This is a genomic window from Pseudomonas sp. B13(2017) (assembly GCF_002113245.1).
Classification (GTDB): Bacteria; Pseudomonadota; Gammaproteobacteria; order Pseudomonadales; family Pseudomonadaceae; genus Aquipseudomonas; species Aquipseudomonas putida_Z.
In genome coordinates this window covers 68618-91743 of sequence record NZ_NEJX01000003.1, presented here as the reverse complement: position 1 = coordinate 91743, position 23126 = coordinate 68618, and the positions used below count along the sequence as shown (strand labels likewise).

Genomic DNA, 23126 nt, shown 5'->3' with positions numbered 1-23126 from the left:
ACAGTCATGACCACCCTCGAACGCCCACAGCCCAAGCTCTCGATGGCCGACAAAGCCGCACGGATCGACGCCATTTGCGAAAAGGCGCGCATCCTGCCGGTGATCACCATCGCCCGTGAGGAAGACATCCTGCCGCTGGCTGACGCCCTGGCCGCCGGCGGTATCCGTACCCTGGAAGTGACCTTGCGCTCGCAATATGGCCTGAAGGCCATCCAGGTGTTGCGCGAGCAGCGCCCGGAGCTTTGTGTCGGCGCCGGCACCGTGCTCGATCGCGGTATGTTCGCCGCCGTTGAAGCTGCGGGTGCGCAATTCGTCGTTACCCCAGGCATTACCCAGGACATTCTCGAAGCCGGTGTGGACAGCGAGATCCCGCTGCTGCCAGGCATCAGCACGCCGTCCGAAATCATGATGGGCTACGCCCTGGGCTACCGCCGCTTCAAGCTGTTCCCGGCGGAGATCAGCGGCGGCGTGGCGGCGATCAAGGCCTTTGGCGGCCCGTTCGGCGATATTCGTTTCTGCCCTACGGGCGGTGTGAACCCGGCCAACGTGCGCAATTACATGGCGCTGCCCAATGTGATGTGCGTGGGTGGTACCTGGATGCTCGACAGCAGCTGGATCAAGAACGGCGACTGGGCGCGGATCGAAGCGTGCAGCGCGGAGGCGATGGCGCTGCTGGACGCCAACTGAATTTGTTGTGTGCTTTACGGCTTGTGGGGCGCTTGGTCGGCGCCCCTTTTTTTTGCCTGGAGATCTTGCAGCGCCTGTACCGGCCCTTTCGCGGGCTTGCCCGCTCCCACAGGATTGCGCCGCTCTCGGGAGCTGTGCAGTACCTGTGGGAGCGGGCAAGCCCGCGAAGAGGCCGGCACAGGCCAACAAAAAAGCCCGCATCAAACGATGCGGGCTTTCTCATTCATTGCGGTACGGCTCAGGCCGCCTTGGCTTCCTGCAGGCTCAGCGAGCGGTTCAGCGCGCTGAACAGTGCCTTGAAGCTGGCCGTGGTGATGTTTTCATCGATACCCACACCATGCACCGGGCGGCCACCGGCCACGCGCAGTTCGATATAGGCCGCGGCCTTGGCGTTGGTACCGGCACCAATGGCATGCTCGTTGTAGTCCATGATCTCCACGGCAATCGGCAGGCCGGCCACCAGTGCTTCCAGCGCGCCGTTGCCCTTGCCGCGCCAGTGCAGGGTGGTTTCGCCTTCACCGGCAACTTCCACTTCCACGGCGCTGTGGCCATTCTCTTCCTGCAGGCGGTGGCTGACCAGCGCGTACGGGGCGTTGGCCTGGAGGTATTCCTTGTGCAGCAGGCTGTAGATCTGCTGGGCAGTCATTTCCAGGCCCAGGCGGTCGGTTTCACCCTGTACTACCTGGCTGAACTCGATCTGCATGCGGCGCGGCAGGCTGATGCCGTATTCCTGCTCGAGCAGGTAGGTGATGCCGCCTTTGCCCGACTGGCTGTTGACGCGGATTACCGCCTCGTAGCTGCGGCCGATGTCGGCCGGGTCGATCGGCAAGTAAGGCACTTCCCACAGCTCGCCTTCCTGCTGCTTGGCGAAGCCCTTGCGGATGGCATCCTGGTGCGAGCCGGAGAACGCGGTGTGGACCAGGTCGCCCACGTACGGGTGGCGCGGGTGCACCGGCAGCTGGTTGCACTCTTCGACCACCTTGCGCACGCCATCGATGTCGGAGAAGTCCAGCAGCGGGTCGATACCCTGGGTGTAGAGGTTCAACGCCAGGGTCACCAGGTCGACGTTACCGGTACGCTCGCCGTTGCCGAACAGGCAGCCTTCGGCGCGATCGGCACCGGCCATCAGGCCCAGTTCGGTGGCGGCAATGCCGGTGCCACGGTCGTTGTGGCAGTGCAGGCTGATGATCACGCTGTCGCGACGGCTGACATTACGGCAGAACCATTCGATCTGGTCGGCGTAGATGTTCGGGGTGGACACTTCCACGGTGGCCGGCAGGTTGAGGATGATCTTGTGCTCGGGGGTAGGGTTCCACACCTCGATGACCGCGTCGCAGACTTCCTTGGCGAACTCCATCTCGGTGGCGCTGAAGGTTTCCGGCGAGTACTGGAAGGTCCACTGGGTTTCCGGCTGCTGGGCGGCGTACTTGACGAACAGCTTGGCCGCGTTCACCGCGATGTCCTTCACGCCTTGCTTGTCCTGGTTGAAGACGATGCGGCGGAACGACGGGCTGGTGGCGTTGTACAGGTGGACGATGGCCTTCTTCGCCCCGCGCAGCGACTCGAAGGTGCGGGCGATGAGGTCTTCACGGGCCTGGGTGAGCACCTGGATGGTGGTGTCGTCCGGGATGTGGCCGTCTTCGATCAGCGTGCGCACGAAATCGAAATCGGTCTGCGAAGCGGACGGGAACGAGGCTTCGATTTCCTTCACGCCAACCTGCACCAGGGTCTTCCAGAAGCGCAGTTTCTTCTCCGAATCCATTGGCTCGATCAGCGACTGGTTGCCATCACGCAGGTCGGAGCTGCACCAGATTGGCGCGGCGGTGATGGTCTTCGACGGCCAGGTACGGTCAGGCAGGTCGATAGTCGGGAAAGCGCGGTATTTCTTCGAAGGGTCTTTGAGCATGGTCATGGAAGCAATCCTTTTGTGTGCGGCCGAGATCGGGCCTGCCGAGCGATAACGAGATGAAAGGCGAGGCGACGCGATTCAGCCTGGTAGTCGGGCGCTGACCAGGCAGAGGCTGCGATGTTGTCGGAGCAGGATGAGGGTGCTGAAGGTTTTCATGCCTTCAACCCTAACCAGTGGGGTGGGGGATGGCAAGCGTTCAGGAAAAATTGAGAGGAATGCTTAAAAAAAGCTGAAAGGCGAGATTTTATCGCTGTAATTTTCTGAGTACTTCTCGATTTTTGCGCAGTATTTTTCGATGGCGCAACACCTTGGAAGCGAGTTTACCTGCTCTGGCCTCATCGCCGGCAAGCCAGCTCCCACAGGATTACCACAGGCCTCGAATCCTGCGCGGGACCTGTGGGAGCGGGCATGCCCGCGAAGCAGGCGCCGCGATCTCAGGGCTGGAACGCGCCAATGAAAATCGCCGGATCCACCCGCGCATCGTTCAGGCTGACGTTCCAGTGCATGTGCGGCCCGGTAGCCCGCCCGGTCGAGCCCACACGCCCCACCACCTCGCCCCGGCGCAACTGCTGCCCCACCTGCACATCGATCTTCGACATATGGCAGAACATGCTGATAAAGCCCTGCCCGTGGTCGACGAACACCGTACGGCCATTGAAGAAGTAATCGCCCACCAGAATCACCTTGCCATTGGCCGGGGTCTTGATCGGCGTGCCGGCCGGCACCGCGAAGTCCAGCCCGGCATGCGGGTTGCGTTCTTCGCCATTGAAGAAACGGCGCACGCCGAATTTGCTCGACAGCGGGCCACTGACCGGCTTGTCGAGGATCAGGTTGCTCGGCAGGGTCGGGCTGAAGCTGCGATAGGCCTTGATCTGCTCGGCCAGCTCACGGTCGATGCGCTTGAGGTCGGCCGGGTTCGGGTTGACCTGGCGGGTGTTCTTCAGGGTGATGCGCTGCTCGGGGTATTTCTTGCTACCGACCGTGAAGGGCAGGGTACGGCCGCCCTGGCTCAGCACCGCGGTGCCGGGCTTCTGGGTCAGCGGGATGCCAACGATGGCCAGCCAGTTGTCCTGTTCTTTCACCACCAGCACCGGCTTGCCGTCGAAGCGGGCGCTGGGCGCGCTGGCGGCGGGGCCGAGGGCGACCACCGCCACGCCGCCGGGTACCGGCTTGTTCAGCGTGCGGGTGATGTAGCTGGCCTGGGCGCCGCCGGCCAGCAGCAGGAGGGAAAGGGCAAGCAGGGGCGCGAGCAGGCGGGGCATGTGTCAGTCCAGAAGTGAGAGGGTGACCGGGGTCAGGTGGTTGTCTTCGACCCGCACCAACAGCTCGCCTTCGTTCAGGCGGGCGGTCAGGCGCTGGCCATTGCGGGTCTGTTCGGCGCTGCGGATGGCCTGGCCCTGTTCGTCCAGCAGGATGCTGTAGCCGCGGGCGAGGGTGGCCAGCGGGCTGACCACCTGCAGCGTCTGCAACTGGGCCTGGAAGCGCTGGCGGCGGTCCTTGAGCACCTCGCGCATGGCCCGTGGCAGGCGCTCGGCCAGGCTGTCCAGGCGTTGGCCCAGCAGTTTCAGGGTGCGCCCCGGGTGCTGCGCGGCGAGGCGGGTATCCAGGCGTGCCAGGCGCTCGTGGCGCTGGTTGAGGTTGAGCATGAACGCGCGGCGCAAGCGCATGTCCAGGTCGTCCAGGCGTTGGGCCTGCTGGCGCAGGCGCTCGCCCGGGTGGCGCAGGCGCCGGGTCAGCGACTCCAGGCGCAGGCGGTCGTGGGTCAGGCGGTTCTGCATGCGCAACAGCAGGCGCCGTTGCAGGCCATCCAGGCGTTGCTGCAGGCCACTGTTGTCGGGGGCCAGCAGCTCGGCAGCGGCAGAGGGTGTGGGCGCGCGCACGTCGGCGACAAAGTCGCTGATCGAGACATCGGTCTCATGGCCCACGGCGCTGACAATCGGCGTGACACAAGCGGCCACGGCCCGCGCCACGGCTTCTTCGTTGAAGCACCACAGGTCTTCCAGCGAGCCGCCGCCCCGGGCCAGGATCAGCGCATCGAACCCCAGGCTATCGGCCAGGCGGATCGCGCGCACGATCTGTGCAATGGCTTCGCGGCCCTGCACTGCGGTGGGGATCAGGTTCAGCTCCACCTGCGGGGCGCGGCGACCGAACACACTGATGATGTCGCGGATCACTGCACCGGTGGGCGAGGTAATGATGCCGATGCGCTGCGGGTGGGCTGGCAGCGGCTGCTTGCGTTCGGCGCTGAACAGCCCCTCGGCACCGAGCTTTTCCTTCAGTGCTTCGAAGGCCAGGCGCAGGGCGCCATCACCGGCCGGCTCGACGGTGTCGAGAATCAGCTGATAGTCGCCACGCCCTTCGAACAGCGAAACCTTGCCGCGTACCCGCACCGCCAGGCCGTCGCGCAGGGCCTGGCGCACCCGCGTGGCGTTCTGCCGGAACAGCGCGCAACGCACCTGTGCGCCGCTGTCCTTGAGGGTGAAGTACATGTGGCCGGACGCCGGGCGAGCGAGGTTGGAAATCTCGCCTTCCACCCACACGCTGCGGAACACGTCTTCCAGCAGCACGCGGGCGCGGCCGTTGAGTTGGCTGACGGTAAGGACCTCGCGGTCCAGGCCGAGTCGTTCGAAAGGGTCTCTGATCATGGCGGGCATCATAAAGGACATCGGACCCGGTTGTCTGTCCCGGCCCTATCGCCGGCACGCCGGCTCCCACAGGTATCGCGCTGGCTTGGGCCTCATGCTGTCCCTGTGGGAGCCGGCTTGCCGGCGATGGGGCCTTTCAGGCCTGCATCGCCGTCACGAACTGGCGCACCATCGAACCTGCATCCCGCCTGCAAGCCATCGCCACAGTACTCTCACACCCCCCCTCCAGCGCCACGAAGCTGACTGAGGCTGGCGCAATCTCACGCATGCATTCCGGCAACAACGCCACCCCAAACCCCGCCTGTATCAGCTGCAACTGGGTGGTCTTGCGCGACAGCACCTGCGCCGCGCGCGGGAAAAAGCCTGCCTCCATGCACATCGAGGCCGACAGGTAGCTCAGCCCGCCACGGTCCCGGTGCGGAATGGAAATGAAGCGCTCTTCCCGCAGTTGTTCCAGTTTCACCTGTGGCGCGCTGGCCAAGGGATGCGCGGCGGCGACCGCCAGCAGCAGGGGTTCGCTGAACAGTTCATGCAGCACCACCCCTTCATGCTGGCGCAGCACCGGCAAGCGCAGCAGGCCGATATCCAACCGCCCGGCAGCGATATCCTCCAGTTGAGCCTCCGACGACTGCTGGGCAATTTCCAGCGAAACCCCTGGGTTGTCGCGCAAGTAGCCGCCCAGGCGAGCCAGCAACGGGCCGGTCAGCGGTACGGTACTGGAGTGGTTCAGGCGCAGGCTGCCCTGCAACCCTTCGCCAATATCGCGGGTAACCCTCTCGGCCTGCGCCAGGTCGGCCAGCAAGCGCCGCGCCCGTTCCAGGAAGGCCTGGCCAGCCAGTGTCAGTCGCGGCAGGCGCGCGGTGCGCTCGAACAGCGGCGTGCCCAGTTGCTGCTCCAGTTCCTTGATCTGCCGGCTCAGCGCCGACTGGGCGATGTACAGCCGCTCGGCGGCAGCGCTGAAGCTGCCGCATTCGGCGATTTCCACGAAGTAACGCAATTGGCGGATCGACGTCATGTCATGCCTTTTCGAGATGAGTGTGGCGACAAAGGCATATTAGTCGGCATGGCTCATGGCTGGCTAACCTTTGCCTGTCTTCCCAGGAACTGCTGCCATGCTCGCCCAACTGTCGTTTTCCGGCCTTGACTGGCTGCCCATCCTGCTTGGTGTCGGCGCTGCCTACATCGTCTTCGGCATCGCCGGTTTCGGCACCGCGCTGGTGGCCGGCCCAGTGCTGATCCACTTCATGCCGCTGTCGCGGATCATTCCGCTGCTGGTGCTGCTGGATTTCGTCGCCGCCTTCGGCAACCTGCTGCCCTCACGCCGCGATGTCGTGCGCGGCGAACTGCTGCGGCTGCTGCCGTTCATGGCCATTGGCTGCACGCTGGGCGTGGTATTCCTGCTACAGCTGAAGTCCGACCTGTTGCTGCTGCTGATGGGCCTGTTCGTCACGGCCTATGCCCTGTACGGGCTGGCGGTGAAGGTGCGGCCGGCCAGTTTGTCGGGTTTCTGGGCAATGCCGATGGGCACGGCAGGCGGGCTGTTCGGTGCCTTGTTCGGCAGCGGCGGCTTCCTTTATGCCCTGTACCTGAGCGCGCGGCTGGAGGTGAAGGAGCAGGTGCGCGCTACCCAGAGCGCGCTGATCAGTTGCAGTACGGTGGTGCGCCTGACGCTGTTCCTGATCGCAGGCGTCTATGCCGACCAGAACCTGCTGCTGCTCGCGGCCTGCCTGTTGCCGGTCATGCTCGTCGGCCTCTGGGTAGGGCGCAGGCTCACCCACCGGCTGTCCCGCGAAGCTTTCGTGCGCCTGGTCACCTGGCTGGTGCTGGCCAGCGGCCTGGCGCTGATCGGTCGCTACCTGAGCGCCTGAGCAGGCGGTAGAATTGCGCCAATACCGCAGTTTTTCAGGCTTGTCCCGTTCATGAACACCCAGAGCATCATCGTTCCCAAGCTGTCTACCGTCCCGGTGCACGAAGCCCGGGCCCGCGCCATCCTGCGCTGGCTGGTGCGCGAGAAAGTCGTCGAGGAACAGCTGACCACCTGTGGCCGCACCGGCAACCGCATGGGCCATGCCCTGGCCGAAGGTGCCCGCAAAGTGGCCCTGCACCCGCAGAAACTGCCCTTCGGCGAGCAGGTCAACGGCCTGGAGGTGATGCTCAAGCGCTGCATCTATACCCCTACCGAAGGTTTCCTCGAAGAGGCCGGTTGCCCCGAGTGCCGGCGCGAGGTGGGTGAGCCGCTGTTCGAAAGCCTGGAAGAATGGATGCCGGCGGTGAGCGACAACTTCACCTGCCCGTTGTGCGGCTTCGAAGATGACATCAATGGCTTCATTTACCTGCAGCCATGTGCCTTTTCCAACCTGGGGTTCATCTTCAACAACTGGGGCGAGGCCGGGTTCACCCAGGCCTTTCTCGACAGCTTCGCCGACTGGCTCGACCAGCCGGTGACCGTGGTACAGGTAAAACTGCCACAAGGCTGACCGAAGGCCCTTATTTTGCATTGAGCGGCGCGCCGTGCATGAGTATAATGGCGCGCTTCCATTTTTCCCGCCCGGGAGCCCCCGCGATGCTGCGTATCAGCCAAGAAGCCCTGACCTTCGACGATATCCTCCTTGTACCTGGCTATTCCGAGGTACTGCCCAATGAAGTCAGTCTCAAGACCCGTTTGACCCGCGGCATCGAGCTGAACATTCCGCTGGTTTCCGCCGCCATGGATACCGTGACCGAAGCGCGCCTGGCCATTGCCATGGCCCAGGAAGGCGGCATCGGCATCATCCACAAGAACATGACCATCGAACAGCAGGCCAGCGAAGTCCGCAAGGTCAAGAAGTTCGAGGCTGGCGTGGTCAAGGACCCGATCACCATCGACGCCGACGCCACCGTGCGCGACCTGTTCGACCTGACCCGCCTGAACAACATCTCCGGCGTTCCGGTGCTGGCGAACGGCGACCTGGTCGGCATCGTCACCTCCCGTGACGTGCGCTTCGAAAGCCGCCTGGACGCCAAGGTCCGCGACGTGATGACCCCGAAAGAGCGTCTGGTCACCGTCCGCGAAGGCGCCGACAAGAACGAAGTCCGCGAGCTGCTGCACAAGCACCGCCTGGAAAAAGTCCTGATCGTTGACGACAAGTTCAACCTCAAGGGCATGATGACCGTCAAGGACATCGAAAAGGCCAAGGCCTACCCGCTGGCCAGCAAGGACGACCAGGGTCGCCTGCGCGTCGGCGCCGCGGTCGGCACCGGCAAGGACACCGGCGAGCGCGTTGCCGCCCTGGTGGCTGCTGGCGTTGACGTGGTGGTGGTCGACACCGCCCACGGTCACTCCAAAGGTGTGATCGATCGCGTTCGCTGGGTCAAGGAAACCTACCCGCAAGTGCAGGTGATCGGCGGCAACATCGCCACCGGCGCTGCCGCCAAGGCTCTGGCCGAAGCTGGCGCTGACGCGGTCAAGGTCGGTATCGGCCCGGGCTCGATCTGCACCACCCGTATCGTTGCCGGCGTCGGCGTGCCGCAAATCAGCGCCATCGCCAACGTTGCCGCTGCACTGGAAGGCACTGGCGTGCCGCTGATCGCCGACGGCGGCATCCGCTTCTCGGGTGACCTGTCCAAGGCCATCGTCGCCGGTGCTTCCTGCGTGATGATGGGTTCGATGTTCGCCGGTACCGAAGAGGCTCCGGGTGAAGTCGAACTGTTCCAGGGCCGTTCCTACAAGGCCTACCGCGGCATGGGCTCGCTGGGTGCCATGGCACAGGCGCAAGGCTCGTCCGACCGCTACTTCCAGGACTCCTCGGCCGGCGCCGAGAAGCTGGTACCGGAAGGCATCGAAGGCCGTGTTCCCTACAAGGGCGCCCTGGCCGCGATCATCCACCAGCTGATGGGCGGCCTGCGTTCGTCCATGGGCTACACCGGCAGCGCAACCATCGAAGAGATGCGCACCAAGCCGGAATTCGTGCGCATCACCGGTGCCGGCATGGCCGAGTCCCACGTGCATGACGTGCAGATCACCAAAGAAGCCCCTAACTACCGCGTAGGCTGAGGCTTCAAGCAATACAAGCATGCGGGGCTGTCATGACAGCCCCGCGTCGTTTCCGATTTCCACTGACGAGATTGAGTCATGGCCCTCGACATTCACGCTCACCGCATCCTGATCCTCGATTTCGGTTCCCAGTACACCCAGCTGATCGCCCGCCGCGTGCGCGAAATCGGCGTGTACTGCGAGCTGCATCCGTTCGACATGGACGATGAAGCGATCCGCGAATTCAACCCGCGCGGCATCATCCTCGCCGGCGGCCCCGAGTCGGTCCACGAAGCCAACAGCCCGCGTGCTCCGCAGGCGGTGTTCGACCTGAACGTACCCGTGCTGGGCATCTGCTACGGCATGCAGACCATGGCCGAGCAGATGGGCGGCAAGGTCGAAGGTTCCGACCTGCGTGAATTCGGTTATGCCCGCGTGGACGTGGTCGGCAAGAGCCGCCTGCTCGACGGCATCGAAGACCACATCGACGCCGACGGCGTACTGGGCCTGGACGTGTGGATGAGCCACGGCGACAAGGTCACCCAGATGCCGGGCAACTTCCACGTGCTGGCCAGCACCCCGAGCTGCCCGATCGCCGGCATGTTCGACGACGCGCGCGGCTACTACGGCGTGCAGTTCCACCCGGAAGTGACCCACACCAAGCAGGGCGGTCGCATTCTGTCCCGCTTCGTGCAGGACATCTGCGGCTGTGAAGCCCTGTGGACTCCGTCCAACATCGTCGAAGACGCCATTGCCCAGGTGCGTGAGCAGGTCGGTTCGGCCAACGTCCTGCTGGGCCTGTCCGGCGGCGTCGACAGCTCCGTCGTTGCCGCACTGCTGCATCGCGCCATCGGCGACCAGCTGACCTGCGTATTCGTCGACAACGGCCTGCTGCGCCTGCACGAAGGCGACCAGGTGATGGCCATGTTCAAGGAGAACATGGGCGTCAAGGTCATCCGCGCCGACGCTGAAAAGCAGTTCCTCGACAACCTGGCCGGCGAAGCCGACCCGGAGAAGAAGCGCAAGATCATCGGCCGCACCTTCATCGACGTGTTCGATGCCGAAGCCAGCAAGCTGGAAAACATCCAGTTCCTTGCCCAGGGCACCATCTACCCGGACGTGATCGAATCGGCTGGCGCCAAGAGCGGCAAGGCCCACGTGATCAAGTCGCACCACAACGTCGGTGGCCTGCCTGAGGAAATGAACCTCAAGCTGGTCGAGCCGCTGCGTGAACTGTTCAAGGACGAAGTGCGCAAGATCGGCCTGGAGCTGGGCCTGCCGTACGACATGGTCTACCGCCACCCGTTCCCGGGCCCGGGCCTGGGCGTGCGTATCCTCGGTGAAGTGAAGAAGGAATACGCCGACATCCTGCGTCGCGCTGACCACATCTTCATCGAAGAGCTGCGCAAGGCCGACTGGTACCACAAGACCAGCCAGGCATTCGTGGTGTTCCAGCCGGTCAAGTCGGTCGGCGTCGTTGGCGACGGCCGTCGCTACGCCTGGGTCGTGGCCCTGCGTGCCGTCGAGACCGTGGACTTCATGACCGCGCGCTGGGCGCACCTGCCGTACGAGCTGCTGGAAACCGTCAGCGGCCGTATCATCAACGAAATCGACGGTATCTCGCGCGTTACCTACGACGTGTCGAGCAAGCCGCCAGCGACCATCGAGTGGGAATGATCCCGCCTCGCGGTTAATGAAACGGGCCTGCATTGCAGGCCCTTTTTTTTGCCAAACCCTACTCGGCCCCGGGAGAATGCCCGAAATACGCCTTGTAGGCATGGCAGAAATTGGCAGGGTTGGCGTAGCCGACATGGTAGGCAACCTGCGATACCTGCCATCGACGCTCCAGCAGAAGGGCGCGGGCCAGTTCCATTCTTTGTTGCCGAACGTATTGCAGGAGCGACCGGCCGTATTCGTGGCTGAATGCGCGGCGCATGGTGGTTTCGCTCACCCCCAATTGGCGAGCGAGGGCTGCAGCAGTGGGCGGGGCGTTCAGGTTTTCGTCGAGCTGGCGGCGCGTTTCAACGGCCAGATCGCGGCGCCCCCGGTCCTGAATCTTCTCGGCAGACCTGTGCCCGATCAGGTGGCTGGCCAGCTCCAGCACGATGGCCAGGCTCAGGCTCTCGCAATGCAGGCGCCTGAGCCCGCCGGTGTAGGGCGACAGATAGAGCTGCTGGAACAGGCGGCTTACCGCTGGGCACTGCGGCAACTGGTCGAAGCGCATGCCATCGGCGACCAGCGCCAGCAGAGGCTTCAGCTGCGCGTCGTCCCGGGCCAGCTCGTGCAGGTAATCGCCAGCAATACGTACCCCGGCCATACGGGCGTGACTGTTGGCGGGCAATTGGTCCTGCGCCTCCAGGCTTTCACCAAGGCCCAGCATGTGCAATTGGCCAGAGGCATAACTGTTGAGCCTTCCGTCCACCGTGTGCTGCCACGCCCCGTCGAACACCTGCACGATGCACAGGCTTTGCGGCAGCACTTTGTCGATCTTCAGCGGCTCCGGAAATTGCAGGTTGCAATCGAAGTACTGCAACCCGTCGTGTACCGTCTGCGCCCGATAGTGGCCGGACGCGCTGCCCATCACCCGCGCGCTGTTCGCGTCCAGCACACCGGCCTCGGCGAGTGAGCCGGGGCTATCGAATGAAAAGTCGGTGTCGAGGTAGGGGCTGATCGATCGCATGTGCGCTAGGCATCCTTGGCTGAGGGCGGCATGGCCGGAAATGGTAACGCGTGCACATTTTCAGCGACAGCCATTGTGCGCACGGCGCTGTCTGTTGTGCGAACCGGTCAGCGGGGTTGGCTATTCGGACCAGGCTTATTTCAATGGGCGTTTGTTCCGATTCAGGATGGAAAAGACATGCTCGCTTATCGCAAATGGACTGCCCTTCTGGTGGCTGCGCTCAGCCTGTGGCTGGGCCAGGTTCACGCTGAAGAACGGCCGGAAGTGGCTGACCAGGTAGTTGCCTACACGGGGACGCAAGGTACCAAGGTGTGGACGCTGCGCATCGGTGAACGCGCCGCCAACGAAGCGCTGGTACAAATCGAGGGCGTCGATCACGACTGGAACATGCGCATCCAGAAAATGCAGGTGGAAAAAACCAGCAGGGATACCCGTTACTCCACCACCGTGAATGGCAAGAAATACGTTGTGCTGATCATCCAGGGCAACTGGGGCGGCGAACTGTATCTGCCGGGTGAGGCTCAGGCAATGCAGGTCGGCTATTCGGAAGGGCTGTCGCATCAGGGCAATGCCCAGGCATTCCTTACCGATTACCTGGCAGCACAGAACACGGAGGCGCAATGACCATGGGCGAGTTCAACGACCCGCTGTCCGAGCTGTCTGGCTCGCTCGGTCAGGACTATGAGCAAAGCCGTGCCGCCCAGCGCGACCGAGTGATCGCTGAGCTCAAGCAAGTGATCGAGCGCGTGCCCGAGCAGAGCGAGTTCACCAACTCCCGGCGTTACCGGGTCTGGGGGCCAGTATTGTTGCTGGGTTCCCTGATCATCACGGCCGTGACATTCAACCCTGAACGCTTGGGGGCGGTTGCAGCCGGTGTCTTCATCACCTTGATTGCAGCAGCGGTGACCTGGCAACACCGTAATGCCGGTACCCAGGTATTCATGCGCCTGACCCGCCGGCAATTGTTTGTCGATACGCTGGATGCACCGGTAGACCTGGCGGAAGTAGAAGACGTTTCGGTCAAGGATGAAGGGCTGGTCATGGTGCAGACGCTGGAAATGAGCAGCGAAGCCGTCCTGCCAAAGCATCATGTGGTGAAACTGCAGTTCTTCGGTAACCAGGCCATGGTGTTGAAGAAACCGCGACCGCAGATCCGCATCATGTCCGCAGGCCTGGCCAGCAACGGACGCAAGCTGGGGAACGAGGAAGTGCTCGCCCTGCTGGCGGCCTACCGCGATGCGGCACATGCGCAACGGCAACTGGATCTGTTGCAGACCGATGGATAACGGCGAACGCGAAGCCCACCTCGCGTACCTGCAGGAGCAGGCTGATGGCCCCACCGACAGCTTCGTACTGCTGGAGCGCTCGCTCGGCAAGGCGCTGGCCTGTGCTGTGATTGGCCTGCTGTTCGGCGCACTGGGAATATGGCTGACCGCTCTGGCGGTGCAGTTCAGTCCCGGTGCCAGCAGCGGTGTCATCTGGCTGATGTCTGGTTTCGGTCTCGGCCTGGCCGGCGTCGGGGTGGCGGGGCTAGCCTGCGCCGTCGTGCTATACCGCCGGCACGGCAAGCGGGTGCTGAGCGTAACGCCAGATACCCTGTGCTTCGCCAACGCGCAGGCGCCGACCCCACTGCATTCCTTCGACGGTTTCGAGGTCGAGCAGGGTTACTTCACCACCCGGCTGATCTTTACCGTGTCGGCGTTCAGCCATGCACCAGCGCTGGCACCGGCCTGTTTCAGGGCGCTGGCCTCGCCTGACGCGGTAGTTGTCTCGGGCGGCTTGCGCGTCAGGCTGTGGTTGTGCACGCCCGTCGTGGCCGGGCGACGCCTTGGCCTGCAGGAACTGGTGGATCTGCTTTATGCCTATGTGCAAGCGGCCCAGGCCAGGCGTACGTTGGCGCAGTTGTATCCGGGCGTGGCGCGTCTGGGTGAAGCGGCCAGATGAGCCTGATCGTGACCATTGGCGCTATGGGGCAATGAGGCGCTTCGGTTGGGGCCTGATCCTGCTGCTGCTGCCACTGGTGCTGTTCGGCTGGGGTAAAGTGCAGTACTGGCGGGCTGACACGGCGCAGGATCAGGCCCGGACCATACGGCAATGGCTGGCTGCCCCCAGTGAGACGTTGTTACGGCAATTGCCGTGGGAAGCCCGCAAGCAGCTTGCCACGTATGTCGATCCGCGACAGGCCCTGCAGCGCCATCTGGACCTGCTCGATGCGGATCGCCACTGGGTAAGCGTACGCAAGATTATGGCCAGTGTGAGCTGCTGGCTGGCGGTGGCCGCTTTGCTGGCAGGCCTCTGGGCCTGGCTCAAGCTGAAGTTGGACGCCTGGCGGGCGCTGCGTTCTGCGGCCTACCTGCATGAGTGCATGATGGCCAGCTGGCAGGGCCTGGGCTGTTGCTTGAGCATTTACATGATCATGCTTGCCGGTTCGCTTTGCCTGTCGTTGCTCTACGAGGCCAGTTCCGGAGCGAGCCGCGCAGCGCAGGGCGGCATGACGGTGCTGATCGTGGTGCTGCCGCTGGCCTCTGTTCTGGTTGTGTGTGTTCGCCAGGTCTGGCGAATGCGTCGGCAGTGGCCGCTGATGCAGTCTCCGACCGCCAGTTTTCTAGCCCGCCCGCTCGGCAGGCAGGCGACCCCAGCGGTGTGGCAGTGGATCGAGACCTTGGCAGCGCAACTGCACGCGCCGGCCCCGGACCATATCGTGGTCGGGCTTGACCAAGGGTTTTTCGTCACCAGCGTTCCGATTCTGCTGCAGCCCGACGGGCAGGTCCTCAGGGGGCGCACATTGTATCTGCCTCTACCTTGCCTGGCCGCCTTGAGCCAGGCCGAGGCGGCCTCGATCATCGGTCACGAACTGGGCCATTTCAGGCGCCGTGATACGGAGCGGGGCAGCGAAACCAGTGCGCGATTCAGCCTGATGTGCGCGCATTATTCGGCCATGGTCGGCGACGAGGATGCTCCGCGCTGGGTGGTTCGGCCCACCTTGTGGCTGGCCGGGCAGTTCTTGCACCATTTCCAGCTTGCGGTTCATCACTGGGGGCGTGCACAGGAATTGCTGGCTGATCGGGCAGGTGCCGAGGTCGCTGGCCCGAAGCTGTTCGTACAGGCACTGTTACGGGTGATTGCCCTGGGTCAGGTGATCGACGGCTTGTTGGTCGCACACGGTGGCAGCAACCTTTTGCAGGCGCTGGCGGCGCACCTGCAAGGCACGCCGTTGCAACTGGGCGAGGAAGTGCTGGGGCTGGCCACTACCCATCCGTTCGATACGCACCCCGACCTCGCCACGCGCCTGAACAACCTGGACATCCTGCTCGACCCGCAATTGCTGCAGGCGGCCTTGCGCGTGCCGTCCGGTGGGGACCAGCAATGGTTCAACGACCTTTGTCTGGGCCCCGACAGCACGTGCGATAGCAAGGCTGCTGGCAGCATCCAAAGAGACTTCACTTAATATTTCCCATTTGCAGGTGTATCGTATTCGCCCTTCATCGTCAGCCATGCTGGCAGCTTGATTGCGCAGAACACGAGGTACCCGCACCGATGTCCTTCACCCGTCGACAAATGCTCAAGGGCCTGACCGGCCTGGTTGTGGTTGGCCTGGGCGCCGGTGGCGCGGCGCGTTACTGGCTGGGCAAGGTCGAAGATGACAACGCCGGCCACGACTATGAGCTGATCGCAGCGCCCTTGGACGTCGAACTGGTGCCTGGGCACAAGACCGAGGCCTGGGCCTTCGGCCCGTCGGCACCGGGTACCGAGTTGCGCGTGCGCCAGGGTACCTGGCTGCGGGTGCGCTTCATCAACCACCTGCCGGTCGAAACCACCATCCACTGGCACGGTATCCGCCTGCCGCTGGAAATGGACGGCGTGCCCTATGTGTCGCAGCTGCCGGTCAAGCCCGGCGAGTATTTCGACTACAAGTTCCGTGTGCCGGATGCCGGCAGCTACTGGTACCACCCGCACGTCAGCAGCTCCGAAGAGCTGGGCCGTGGCCTGGTCGGCCCGCTGATCGTCGAGGAGCGCGAGCCGACCGGCTTCCAGCATGAACGCACGCTCAGCCTGAAGAACTGGCACGTGGACGAGCAGGGCGCCTGGTTGCCGTTCAGCATCCCGCGTGAGGCGGCGCGCAACGGCACCGCCGGGCGCCTGATCACCATCAATGGCCAGGCCGATTCGGTCACCGAGCTGCCAGCCGGCCAGGTTGTGCGGGTGCGTCTGCTTAACCTGGACAACACCTGGACCTACCGCCTCAACCTCAAGGGCAACTGCGAGGCAAGAATCTATGCTCTGGACGGCAACCCGGTAACCCCGCGCCCATTGGACGATGACTACTGGCTCGGCCCAGGCATGCGTATATGCCTGGCTATCCGTATTCCCGAGGCGGGGGAGGAGATCTCCCTGCGCGACGGTTTCGTGCGTCTGGGCACCCTGCGTTCGGTGGCCAGTAACGACGCGCCGAGCGACTGGCCGCCGGCGCTACCGCCCAACCCGATCGCCGAGCCGGACCTGGAGAATGCCGAAAAGCTCAACTTCAATTTCGAGTGGGCGGCGAAAGTCTCGGTCACTACGGACCAGGATAGGCCGTCGAGCATGTGGCAGATCAACGGCCAGGCCTGGGATATCACCGACAAGACTTGCGCCGAGCGGCCGATTGCCACGCTGAAGAAGGGCAAGAGCTACATCTTCGAGCTGAAGAACATGACCCAGTACCAGCACCCGATCCACCTGCACGGCATGAGCTTCAAGGTGATCGCCTCCAACCGCCATGACATCAAGGAGCCGTGGTTCACCGATACCTACCTGCTGGGCAAGAACGAGCGCGCCCAGGTGGCGCTGGTCGCGGATAACCCGGGCACCTGGATGTTCCACTGCCACGTCATCGACCACATGGAAACCGGCCTGATGGCCGCGATCGCGGTGGTCTGATGCGCCCGCAGATCATCGATCGCAGCCGCGATCAGGAATTCATGCGCCTGGCCCTGGACCTGGCTGCCGAAGGCGCGGCCATGGGCGAGGTGCCGGTGGGCGCGGTACTGGTGCAGCATGGGCAGGTGATCGGGCAGGGCTTCAACCGGCCGATCATCGACAGTGACCCCAGTGCGCACGCCGAGATGGTGGCCATTCGCGCGGCGGCGAAATCCGCCAGCAACTACCGGCTGCCCGGCAGCACCCTGTATGTGACCCTGGAACCGTGCAGCATGTGTGCGGGGTTGATCGTGCATTCGCGGGTGATGCGGGTGGTGTACGGCGCGCTGGAGCCCAAGGCGGGGATCGTGCAGAGCCAGGGGCAGTTCTTCGGGCAGGGCTTCCTGAACCACCGGGTGATGGTGGAGGGCGGAGTGCTGGCGGAGGAGTGCGGGCAGATCCTCAGTGACTTCTTCAAGGCCCGCCGGGCCAAGGGGTAACCTGTCAGGGCCCTATCGCCGGCAAGCCAGTTCCCACAGGATATCTGCAGGCCTGGGGACAGTGGAGAACCTGTGGGAGCTGGCTTGCCGGCGATAGGGCCCTGACAGGCCTACATCGGCGGCGACTGCTCTGCCGGCTTGTCCTTGTTCACCCCGGGCACATGCAGGCTGCCCTCGGCCACCTGGCCTTCGAGCTGCGGCTGGGTCACCCAGGTGAGGATGTCGTAGTAGCGACGGATGTTGGCCACGAAATGCACCGGCTCGCCGCCACGTGCATAACCGTATTTGGTCTGCCGATACCACTGCTTCTGCGAAAGCCGCGGCAGCATCTTCTTCACGTCCAGCCACTTGTTCGGGTTGAGCTTCTCGCGCTTGGCCAAGGTGCGGGCGTCTTCCAGGTGGCCGGTGCCGACGTTGTAGGCGGCCAGGGCGAACCAGGTGCGGTCCGGTTCCTGGATGCTGTCGTCGAGCTCTTCCTTGATCTTCATGAAGTACTTGGCGCCGCCCTGGATGCTCTGCTTCGGGTCCAGGCGGTTGGACACGCCCATCGCCTGGGCGGTGCGCTGGGTCAGCATCATCAGGCCGCGCACGCCGGTCTTGGAGGTGACCTCGGGCTGCCACATCGATTCCTGGTAGCCGATGGCGGCCAGCAGGCGCCAGTCCACCTGCTCGACCTTGGCGTAGCTCTTGAAGTGCTTCTCGTACTTGGGCAGGCGCTGCTGCAGGTGCTGGGCGAAGGTGTAGGCCCCCACATAGCCCAGTACGTCGACATGGCCGTAGTAGCGGTCCTTCAGGCGTTGCAGGGTGCCGTTCTTCTGCGCCTTGTCGAGGAAATCGTTGACCTCGTTGAGCAGGCTGTTGTCTTCACCGGCCGCCACCGCCCAGCGCTGGTCGCGGGTGTCGCCCAGGTCGAAGGCAACCCGCACGTTGGGGAAGTACACCTGATTCATCGCCAGCTCGTTGGAGTCGACCAGGGTCAGGTCGATCTGGCCTTCGTCGACCATGCGCAGCAGGTCGACCACCTCGACGGCGTCGGATTCTTCGTATTCCAGGCCCGGGTACTGCTTTTTCAGCTCGGCCAGCTGGTCGGCGTGGCTGCTGCCCTTGAGCACCATGATCTTCTTGCCGACCAGGCCCTTGGCGTTGGTGGGGCGCGTGCGGCCGTTGCGGTAGATGACCTGTGGGGTCACTTCCAGGTAAGGGTGGGAGTACCTGACCTGGGCCTTGCGCCGTTCGCTGGTGACCAGGCCGGCCGCTGCCAGCACCGGGCCGGAGGGCTTGCCGAGGCTGTCGTACAGCTCGTCGAGGTTGTCGGCGGTCTCGATCTGCAGCTTTACGCCGAGATCCTCGGCGAAATGCTGGACCAGCTCGTATTCGAAGCCGGTTTCGCCGTTGCGGTCCTGGAAGTAGGTGGCCGGGCTGTTGCGGGTGATCACGCGCAGCACGCCATCCTCCTTCACGCGCTCGAGGGTGCTGGGTTTTTCAACGCAGGCACCGAGCAGCAGAAAGAGTCCGGTTGCGAAAAGCCATCTGGCGCAACGCTGGCGCAAAGCAGTGTGGGCGAACATAGGTTGCAGTATACGCAAAGGACTGGCCCAACCATATCTCGACAACTGTTAGCTTGTCTGGTAGCAGGTTCTGTGCTTTACCGGCCCTATCGCCGGCAAGCCGGCTCCCACAGGTACAACGCAGGCCTTGAGGGTGGTGGTATACCTGTGGGAGCCGGCTTGCCGGCGATAGGGCCGGAGCAGGCAACACAAGGCAATTTTTTTTGACCCGAAAGTCCGGTTCCGCCGCCCGGCAGCCGTGGCTTAGAGCGGGTGCCGAAACCCTTCGAATTAGGCTAGAATGCACGGCCTCTAAGCACACCCCTTCCTGAGGCTGTCCCGACGATGTTGATCCTGCGCGGCGCTCCTGCCCTTTCTGCCTTTCGCCACGGTAAATTACTCGAGCAACTGAGCCAGAAAGTCCCCGCTGTTACTGGTTTGTATGCCGAATTTGCCCACTTCGCCGATGTCGACGGCGAGCTGACCGCCGACCAGCAGCAGGTGCTGGGGCGTCTGCTCAAGTACGGCCCGAGCGTGCCGGTACAGGAGCCGAGCGGCCGCCTGTTCCTGGTCGTGCCGCGCCTGGGCACCATTTCGCCGTGGGCCAGCAAGGCCAGCGACATCGCCCACAACTGCGGCCTGCAGTCGATCCAGCGCCTGGAGCGCGGTATCGCCTACTACGTTGCCGGCAACCTGAGCGAAGCCGACGCCGAACTGATCGCCGCCGAGCTGCACGACCGCATGACCCAGCGCGTGCTCGGCCAGCTGGAGCAGGCCGCTGACCTGTTCAGCCATGCCCAGCCCAAGCCGATGACCTCGGTGGACATCCTGGCCGGTGGCCGTGACGCCCTGGCCAAGGCCAACATCGACCTGGGCCTGGCCCTGGCCGAAGACGAGATCGACTACCTGGTCAACGCCTTCCAGGGCCTCAAGCGCAACCCGAACGACATCGAACTGATGATGTTCGCCCAGGCCAACTCCGAGCACTGCCGCCACAAGATCTTCAACGCCAGTTGGGACATCGACGGCCAGGCTCAGGAAAAGAGCCTGTTCGGCATGATCAAGAACACCTACCAGATGCACAACGAAGGTGTGCTGTCTGCTTACAAGGACAACGCCTCGGTGATCGTCGGCAACGTTGCCGGCCGTTTCTTCCCGAACCCTGAAACCCGCCAGTACGGCGCGGTGCAGGAGCCGGTGCACATCCTGATGAAGGTCGAGACGCACAACCACCCGACCGCCATCGCCCCGTTCTCCGGCGCCTCCACCGGCTCCGGCGGTGAAATCCGCGACGAAGGCGCGACCGGCCGTGGCGCCAAGCCCAAGGCAGGCCTGACCGGCTTCACCGTGTCCAACCTGCGTATCCCGGGCTTCGAACAGCCGTGGGAGCAGGCCTACGGCAAGCCTGAGCGCATCGTCGACGCCCTCGACATCATGATCGAAGGCCCGCTGGGTGGCGCTGCGTTCAACAACGAATTCGGTCGCCCGGCGCTGACCGGCTACTTCCGTACCTTCGAGCAGGCCATCAACACCCCGCACGGTGAAGAAGTGCGCGGCTACCACAAGCCGATCATGCTGGCCGGTGGCATGGGCAACATCCGTGAAGACCACGTGCAGAAGGGCGAGATCACCGTCGGCGCCAAGCTGATCGTGCTCGGTGGCCCGGCCATGCTGATCGGCCTGGGCGGCGGCGCCGCTTCGTCGGTGGCTACCGGTGCCAGCTCGGCTGACCTGGACTTCGCTTCGGTACAGCGCGAAAACCCGGAAATGGAGCGCCGTTGCCAGGAGGTCATCGACCGCTGCTGGCAGCTGGGCGACAACAACCCGATCGCCTTCATCCACGACGTTGGCGCCGGCGGTATTTCCAACGCCTTCCCTGAGCTGGTCAACGACGGTGGCCGTGGTGGCCGCTTCGAACTGCGCAACGTGCCCAACGACGAGCCGGGCATGGCCCCGCACGAAATCTGGAGCAACGAATCGCAGGAGCGTTACGTGCTGGCGGTCAGCGCCGTCGACTTCGAGCGCTTCAAGGCAATCTGCGAGCGTGAGCGTTGCCCGTTTGCCGTAGTGGGTGAAGCGACTGAAGAGCAACACCTGACCGTAAGCGACAGCCACTTCGGCAACACGCCGGTAGACATGCCGCTCGACGTACTGCTGGGCAAGCCGCCACGCATGCACCGTTCGGTTACCCGCGAAGCCGAGCTGGGCGATGACTTCGACCCGAGCAAGCTGGACCTGGACAATGCCGTTCAGCGCGTCCTCAGCCACCCGGCCGTGGCCAGCAAGAGCTTCCTGATCACCATCGGCGACCGCACCATCACCGGCCTGGTAGCTCGTGACCAGATGGTCGGCCCGTGGCAGGTACCGGTGGCCGACTGCGCCGTCACCGCCACCAGCTTCGACGTCTACACCGGTGAAGCCATGGCCATGGGCGAGCGTACCCCGCTGGCTCTGCTGGATGCCCCGGCGTCCGGCCGCATGGCAATTGGCGAGACACTGACCAACCTGGCTGCCTCGCGCATCGAGAAGCTGTCTGACATCAAACTGTCGGCCAACTGGATGTCTGCCGCCGGCCACCCAGGTGAAGACGCCCGCCTGTACGACACCGTCAAGGCTGTCGGCATGGAGCTGTGCCCGGAACTGGGCATTACCATTCCGGTCGGCAAAGACTCGATGTCGATGAAGACCAAGTGGAGCGAGGAGGGCGTCGAGAAGAGCGTTACCTCGCCAATGTCGCTGATCATCACCGGCTTCGCCCCGGTCACCGACATCCGCAAGACCCTGACCCCGCAACTGCGCATGGACAAGGGCGAGACCGACCTGATCCTGATCGACCTGGGCCGCGGCAAGAACCGCATGGGCGCCTCGATCCTGGCACAGACCTACGGCAAGATCGCTGCCCAGGCACCGGACGTCGACGACGCCGAAGACCTGAAGGCGTTCTTCGCCGTGATCCAGGGCCTGAACGAAGATGGCCACCTGCTGGCCTACCACGACCGCTCCGACGGCGGCCTGGTCACCACCGTGCTGGAAATGGCCTTCGCCGGCCACTGCGGCCTCGACCTGCACCTCGACCCGCTGACCGACAGCAAGGGCGACGTGCCGGCCATCCTCTTCAACGAAGAGCTGGGCGCGGTCATCCAGGTTCGCCAGGATGCCACCCCCGACGTACTGGCACAGTTCAGCGCCGCTGGCCTGGGTGAAGGCTGCGTCGCGGTGATCGGCAAGCCGGTCAACAATGGTGAAGTGTCCATCAGCCTGAACGGCGAAGTGCTGTTCGACGACGACCGCCGCATGCTGCAGCGCCAGTGGGCCGAGACCAGCTACCAGATCCAGCGCCTGCGCGACAACGCCGACTGCGCCGACCAGGAATTCGACCTGCTGCTCGAGGAAGACAACCCGGGCTTGTCGGTCAAGCTGGGCTTCGATGTCAACGACGACATCGCCGCGCCGTACATCAAGAAGGGCGTGCGTCCGCAAGTGGCCATCCTGCGCGAGCAGGGCGTCAACGGCCAGGTCGAGATGGCAGCCGCCTTCGACCGTGCCGGCTTCGCCGCCATCGACGTGCACATGAGCGACATCCTCGCTGGCCGTGTCGACTTCGAGGCCTTCAAGGGCCTGGTCGCCTGCGGTGGCTTCTCCTACGGCGACGTGCTGGGTGCCGGTGAAGGCTGGGCCAAGTCGGCGCTGTTCAACAGCCGCGCCCGTGACGCCTTCCAGGCCTTCTTCGAGCGTACCGACAGCTTCGCCCTGGGCGTGTGCAACGGTTGCCAGATGATGTCCAACCTGCACGAACTGATCCCGGGCACCGAGCACTGGCCGCACTTCGTGCGCAACCGCTCGGAGCAGTTCGAAGCGCGTGTGGCCATGGTCGAAGTGCAGAAGTCCAACTCGATCTTCCTGCAGGGCATGGCCGGTTCGCGCATGCCGATCGCCATCGCCCACGGTGAAGGCCATGCCGAGTTCGCCAGCGAAGAAGCACTGCTGGCAGCCGACCTGTCCGGTTGCGTGGCCCTGCGCTACGTCGACAACCACGGCAAGGTCACCGAAGCCTACCCGGCCAACCCGAACGGCTCGCCGCGTGGTATCACCGGCCTTACCAGCCGCGACGGCCGCGTGACCATCATGATGCCGCACCCGGAGCGTGTGTTCCGTGCCGTGCAGAACTCCTGGCGCCCGGATGAGTGGCAGGAAGATGCCGCGCTGATGCGTATGTTCCGTAACGCACGGGTGTGGGTGAACTAAGG

The 23126-nt window shown here is 64.0% G+C and carries 18 protein-coding genes; 12 read left to right on the top strand and 6 right to left on the bottom strand.

The genetic code is table 11. The annotated features are described in order from the left end of the window. Nucleotides 1–6 precede the first annotated feature (6 nt). Nucleotides 7–687 carry a bifunctional 4-hydroxy-2-oxoglutarate aldolase/2-dehydro-3-deoxy-phosphogluconate aldolase gene (locus CAG44_RS05645; protein ID WP_025337874.1) on the top strand — a complete coding sequence of 227 codons (681 nt, stop codon included), beginning with the start codon at nt 7–9 and terminating at the stop codon, nt 685–687. 238 nt (nt 688–925) lie between these two features. Here the strand turns inward: CAG44_RS05645 and leuA are convergent, their stop codons facing one another. The 4 genes from leuA to CAG44_RS05620 form a co-directional block, all read right to left on the bottom strand. Then, the gene (leuA, locus tag CAG44_RS05635) at nt 926–2599 is read right to left on the bottom strand and encodes a 2-isopropylmalate synthase (RefSeq protein WP_075043907.1); all 1674 of its coding nucleotides are present in this window, start codon (nt 2597–2599) and stop codon (nt 926–928) included. 431 nt (nt 2600–3030) lie between these two features. Then, nucleotides 3031–3858 (bottom strand): M23 family metallopeptidase, encoded by an 828-nt coding sequence (locus CAG44_RS05630; RefSeq protein WP_085587547.1) that lies wholly within the window; start codon nt 3856–3858, stop codon nt 3031–3033. A 3-nt stretch (nt 3859–3861) separates the two neighbouring features. Then, entirely contained in the window at nt 3862–5241 is a 1380-nt protein-coding gene (xseA, locus tag CAG44_RS05625) for an exodeoxyribonuclease VII large subunit (RefSeq protein ID WP_061303230.1), read from the bottom strand. Nucleotides 5242–5377: 136 nt separating this feature from the next. Then, the gene (locus tag CAG44_RS05620) at nt 5378–6256 is read right to left on the bottom strand and encodes a LysR family transcriptional regulator (protein ID WP_013971136.1); all 879 of its coding nucleotides are present in this window, start codon (nt 6254–6256) and stop codon (nt 5378–5380) included. A 97-nt stretch (nt 6257–6353) separates the two neighbouring features. Here CAG44_RS05620 and CAG44_RS05615 point away from each other — a divergent pair, with 97 nt between their 5' ends. From CAG44_RS05615 to guaA, 4 genes are all read left to right on the top strand, one after another. After that, nucleotides 6354–7109: a sulfite exporter TauE/SafE family protein gene (locus CAG44_RS05615; protein WP_025337879.1), complete on the top strand. Its 756-nt coding sequence runs from the start codon at nt 6354–6356 to the stop codon at nt 7107–7109. Between the two features lie 51 nt (nt 7110–7160). Further along, on the top strand, nt 7161–7718 hold the full coding sequence (locus tag CAG44_RS05610; RefSeq protein ID WP_075043909.1) for a sugar ABC transporter ATPase: 558 nt from the start codon (nt 7161–7163) through the stop codon (nt 7716–7718). A gap of 86 nt (nt 7719–7804) precedes the next feature. Next, the gene (gene guaB / locus CAG44_RS05605) at nt 7805–9274 is read left to right on the top strand and encodes an IMP dehydrogenase (protein WP_013971138.1); all 1470 of its coding nucleotides are present in this window, start codon (nt 7805–7807) and stop codon (nt 9272–9274) included. A 78-nt stretch (nt 9275–9352) separates the two neighbouring features. Further along, nucleotides 9353–10930: a glutamine-hydrolyzing GMP synthase gene (gene guaA, locus CAG44_RS05600; protein WP_013971139.1), complete on the top strand. Its 1578-nt coding sequence runs from the start codon at nt 9353–9355 to the stop codon at nt 10928–10930. Between the two features lie 58 nt (nt 10931–10988). On the opposite strand, the gene CAG44_RS05595 is transcribed toward guaA, so the two are convergent. Continuing rightward, nucleotides 10989–11933, bottom strand: a complete 945-nt coding sequence (locus CAG44_RS05595; protein WP_085587553.1) for a helix-turn-helix transcriptional regulator — start codon at nt 11931–11933, stop codon at nt 10989–10991. Nucleotides 11934–12110: 177 nt separating this feature from the next. Between CAG44_RS05595 and CAG44_RS05590 the strand changes: the two genes are divergently transcribed. The 6 genes from CAG44_RS05590 (at nt 12111) to tadA (ending at nt 17332) form a co-directional block, all read left to right on the top strand. Further along, nucleotides 12111–12557 carry a hypothetical protein gene (locus tag CAG44_RS05590; RefSeq protein WP_085587555.1) on the top strand — a complete coding sequence of 149 codons (447 nt, stop codon included), beginning with the start codon at nt 12111–12113 and terminating at the stop codon, nt 12555–12557. Further along, on the top strand, nt 12554–13219 hold the full coding sequence (locus tag CAG44_RS05585; protein WP_354316173.1) for a hypothetical protein: 666 nt from the start codon (nt 12554–12556) through the stop codon (nt 13217–13219). The genes CAG44_RS05590 and CAG44_RS05585 overlap by 4 nt, the downstream gene beginning before the upstream one ends. Next, the gene (locus CAG44_RS05580) at nt 13179–13877 is read left to right on the top strand and encodes a hypothetical protein (RefSeq protein ID WP_256575216.1); all 699 of its coding nucleotides are present in this window, start codon (nt 13179–13181) and stop codon (nt 13875–13877) included. The genes CAG44_RS05585 and CAG44_RS05580 overlap by 41 nt, the downstream gene beginning before the upstream one ends. A gap of 76 nt (nt 13878–13953) precedes the next feature. Next, a complete protein-coding gene (locus CAG44_RS05575) occupies nt 13954–15381 on the top strand; it encodes a M48 family metallopeptidase (protein ID WP_256573493.1) in 1428 nt (475 codons plus the stop codon). Nucleotides 15382–15470: 89 nt separating this feature from the next. Further along, nucleotides 15471–16853 carry a multicopper oxidase family protein gene (locus CAG44_RS05570; RefSeq protein ID WP_085691736.1) on the top strand — a complete coding sequence of 461 codons (1383 nt, stop codon included), beginning with the start codon at nt 15471–15473 and terminating at the stop codon, nt 16851–16853. After that, complete coding sequence (gene tadA, locus CAG44_RS05565; RefSeq protein WP_075043916.1) at nt 16853–17332, top strand: tRNA adenosine(34) deaminase TadA; 480 nt, start codon at nt 16853–16855, stop codon at nt 17330–17332. The genes CAG44_RS05570 and tadA overlap by 1 nt, the downstream gene beginning before the upstream one ends. A gap of 110 nt (nt 17333–17442) precedes the next feature. On the opposite strand, the gene mltF is transcribed toward tadA, so the two are convergent. Continuing rightward, on the bottom strand, nt 17443–18900 hold the full coding sequence (gene mltF, locus CAG44_RS05560; protein ID WP_085587563.1) for a membrane-bound lytic murein transglycosylase MltF: 1458 nt from the start codon (nt 18898–18900) through the stop codon (nt 17443–17445). Nucleotides 18901–19224: 324 nt separating this feature from the next. Here mltF and purL point away from each other — a divergent pair, with 324 nt between their 5' ends. Next, complete coding sequence (gene purL, locus CAG44_RS05550; protein ID WP_085691734.1) at nt 19225–23124, top strand: phosphoribosylformylglycinamidine synthase; 3900 nt, start codon at nt 19225–19227, stop codon at nt 23122–23124. The last annotated feature ends 2 nt before the right edge of the window (nt 23125–23126 follow it).

Excerpts from the sequence above, each read along its gene's own strand:
- CAG44_RS05645 (WP_025337874.1), top strand. The coding sequence starts at position 7 with ATGACCACCCTCGAACGCCCACAGCCCAAGCTCTCGATGGCCGACAAA.
- leuA (WP_075043907.1), bottom strand. The coding sequence starts at position 2,599 with ATGACCATGCTCAAAGACCCTTCGAAGAAATACCGCGCTTTCCCGACT.
- CAG44_RS05630 (WP_085587547.1), bottom strand. The coding sequence starts at position 3,858 with ATGCCCCGCCTGCTCGCGCCCCTGCTTGCCCTTTCCCTCCTGCTGCTG.
- xseA (WP_061303230.1), bottom strand. The coding sequence starts at position 5,241 with ATGATCAGAGACCCTTTCGAACGACTCGGCCTGGACCGCGAGGTCCTT.
- CAG44_RS05620 (WP_013971136.1), bottom strand. The coding sequence starts at position 6,256 with ATGACGTCGATCCGCCAATTGCGTTACTTCGTGGAAATCGCCGAATGC.
- CAG44_RS05615 (WP_025337879.1), top strand. The coding sequence starts at position 6,354 with ATGCTCGCCCAACTGTCGTTTTCCGGCCTTGACTGGCTGCCCATCCTG.
- CAG44_RS05610 (WP_075043909.1), top strand. The coding sequence starts at position 7,161 with ATGAACACCCAGAGCATCATCGTTCCCAAGCTGTCTACCGTCCCGGTG.
- guaB (WP_013971138.1), top strand. The coding sequence starts at position 7,805 with ATGCTGCGTATCAGCCAAGAAGCCCTGACCTTCGACGATATCCTCCTT.
- guaA (WP_013971139.1), top strand. The coding sequence starts at position 9,353 with ATGGCCCTCGACATTCACGCTCACCGCATCCTGATCCTCGATTTCGGT.
- CAG44_RS05595 (WP_085587553.1), bottom strand. The coding sequence starts at position 11,933 with ATGCGATCGATCAGCCCCTACCTCGACACCGACTTTTCATTCGATAGC.
- CAG44_RS05590 (WP_085587555.1), top strand. The coding sequence starts at position 12,111 with ATGCTCGCTTATCGCAAATGGACTGCCCTTCTGGTGGCTGCGCTCAGC.
- CAG44_RS05585 (WP_354316173.1), top strand. The coding sequence starts at position 12,554 with ATGACCATGGGCGAGTTCAACGACCCGCTGTCCGAGCTGTCTGGCTCG.
- CAG44_RS05580 (WP_256575216.1), top strand. The coding sequence starts at position 13,179 with ATGCGCAACGGCAACTGGATCTGTTGCAGACCGATGGATAACGGCGAA.
- CAG44_RS05570 (WP_085691736.1), top strand. The coding sequence starts at position 15,471 with ATGTCCTTCACCCGTCGACAAATGCTCAAGGGCCTGACCGGCCTGGTT.
- tadA (WP_075043916.1), top strand. The coding sequence starts at position 16,853 with ATGCGCCCGCAGATCATCGATCGCAGCCGCGATCAGGAATTCATGCGC.
- mltF (WP_085587563.1), bottom strand. The coding sequence starts at position 18,900 with ATGTTCGCCCACACTGCTTTGCGCCAGCGTTGCGCCAGATGGCTTTTC.
- purL (WP_085691734.1), top strand. The coding sequence starts at position 19,225 with ATGTTGATCCTGCGCGGCGCTCCTGCCCTTTCTGCCTTTCGCCACGGT.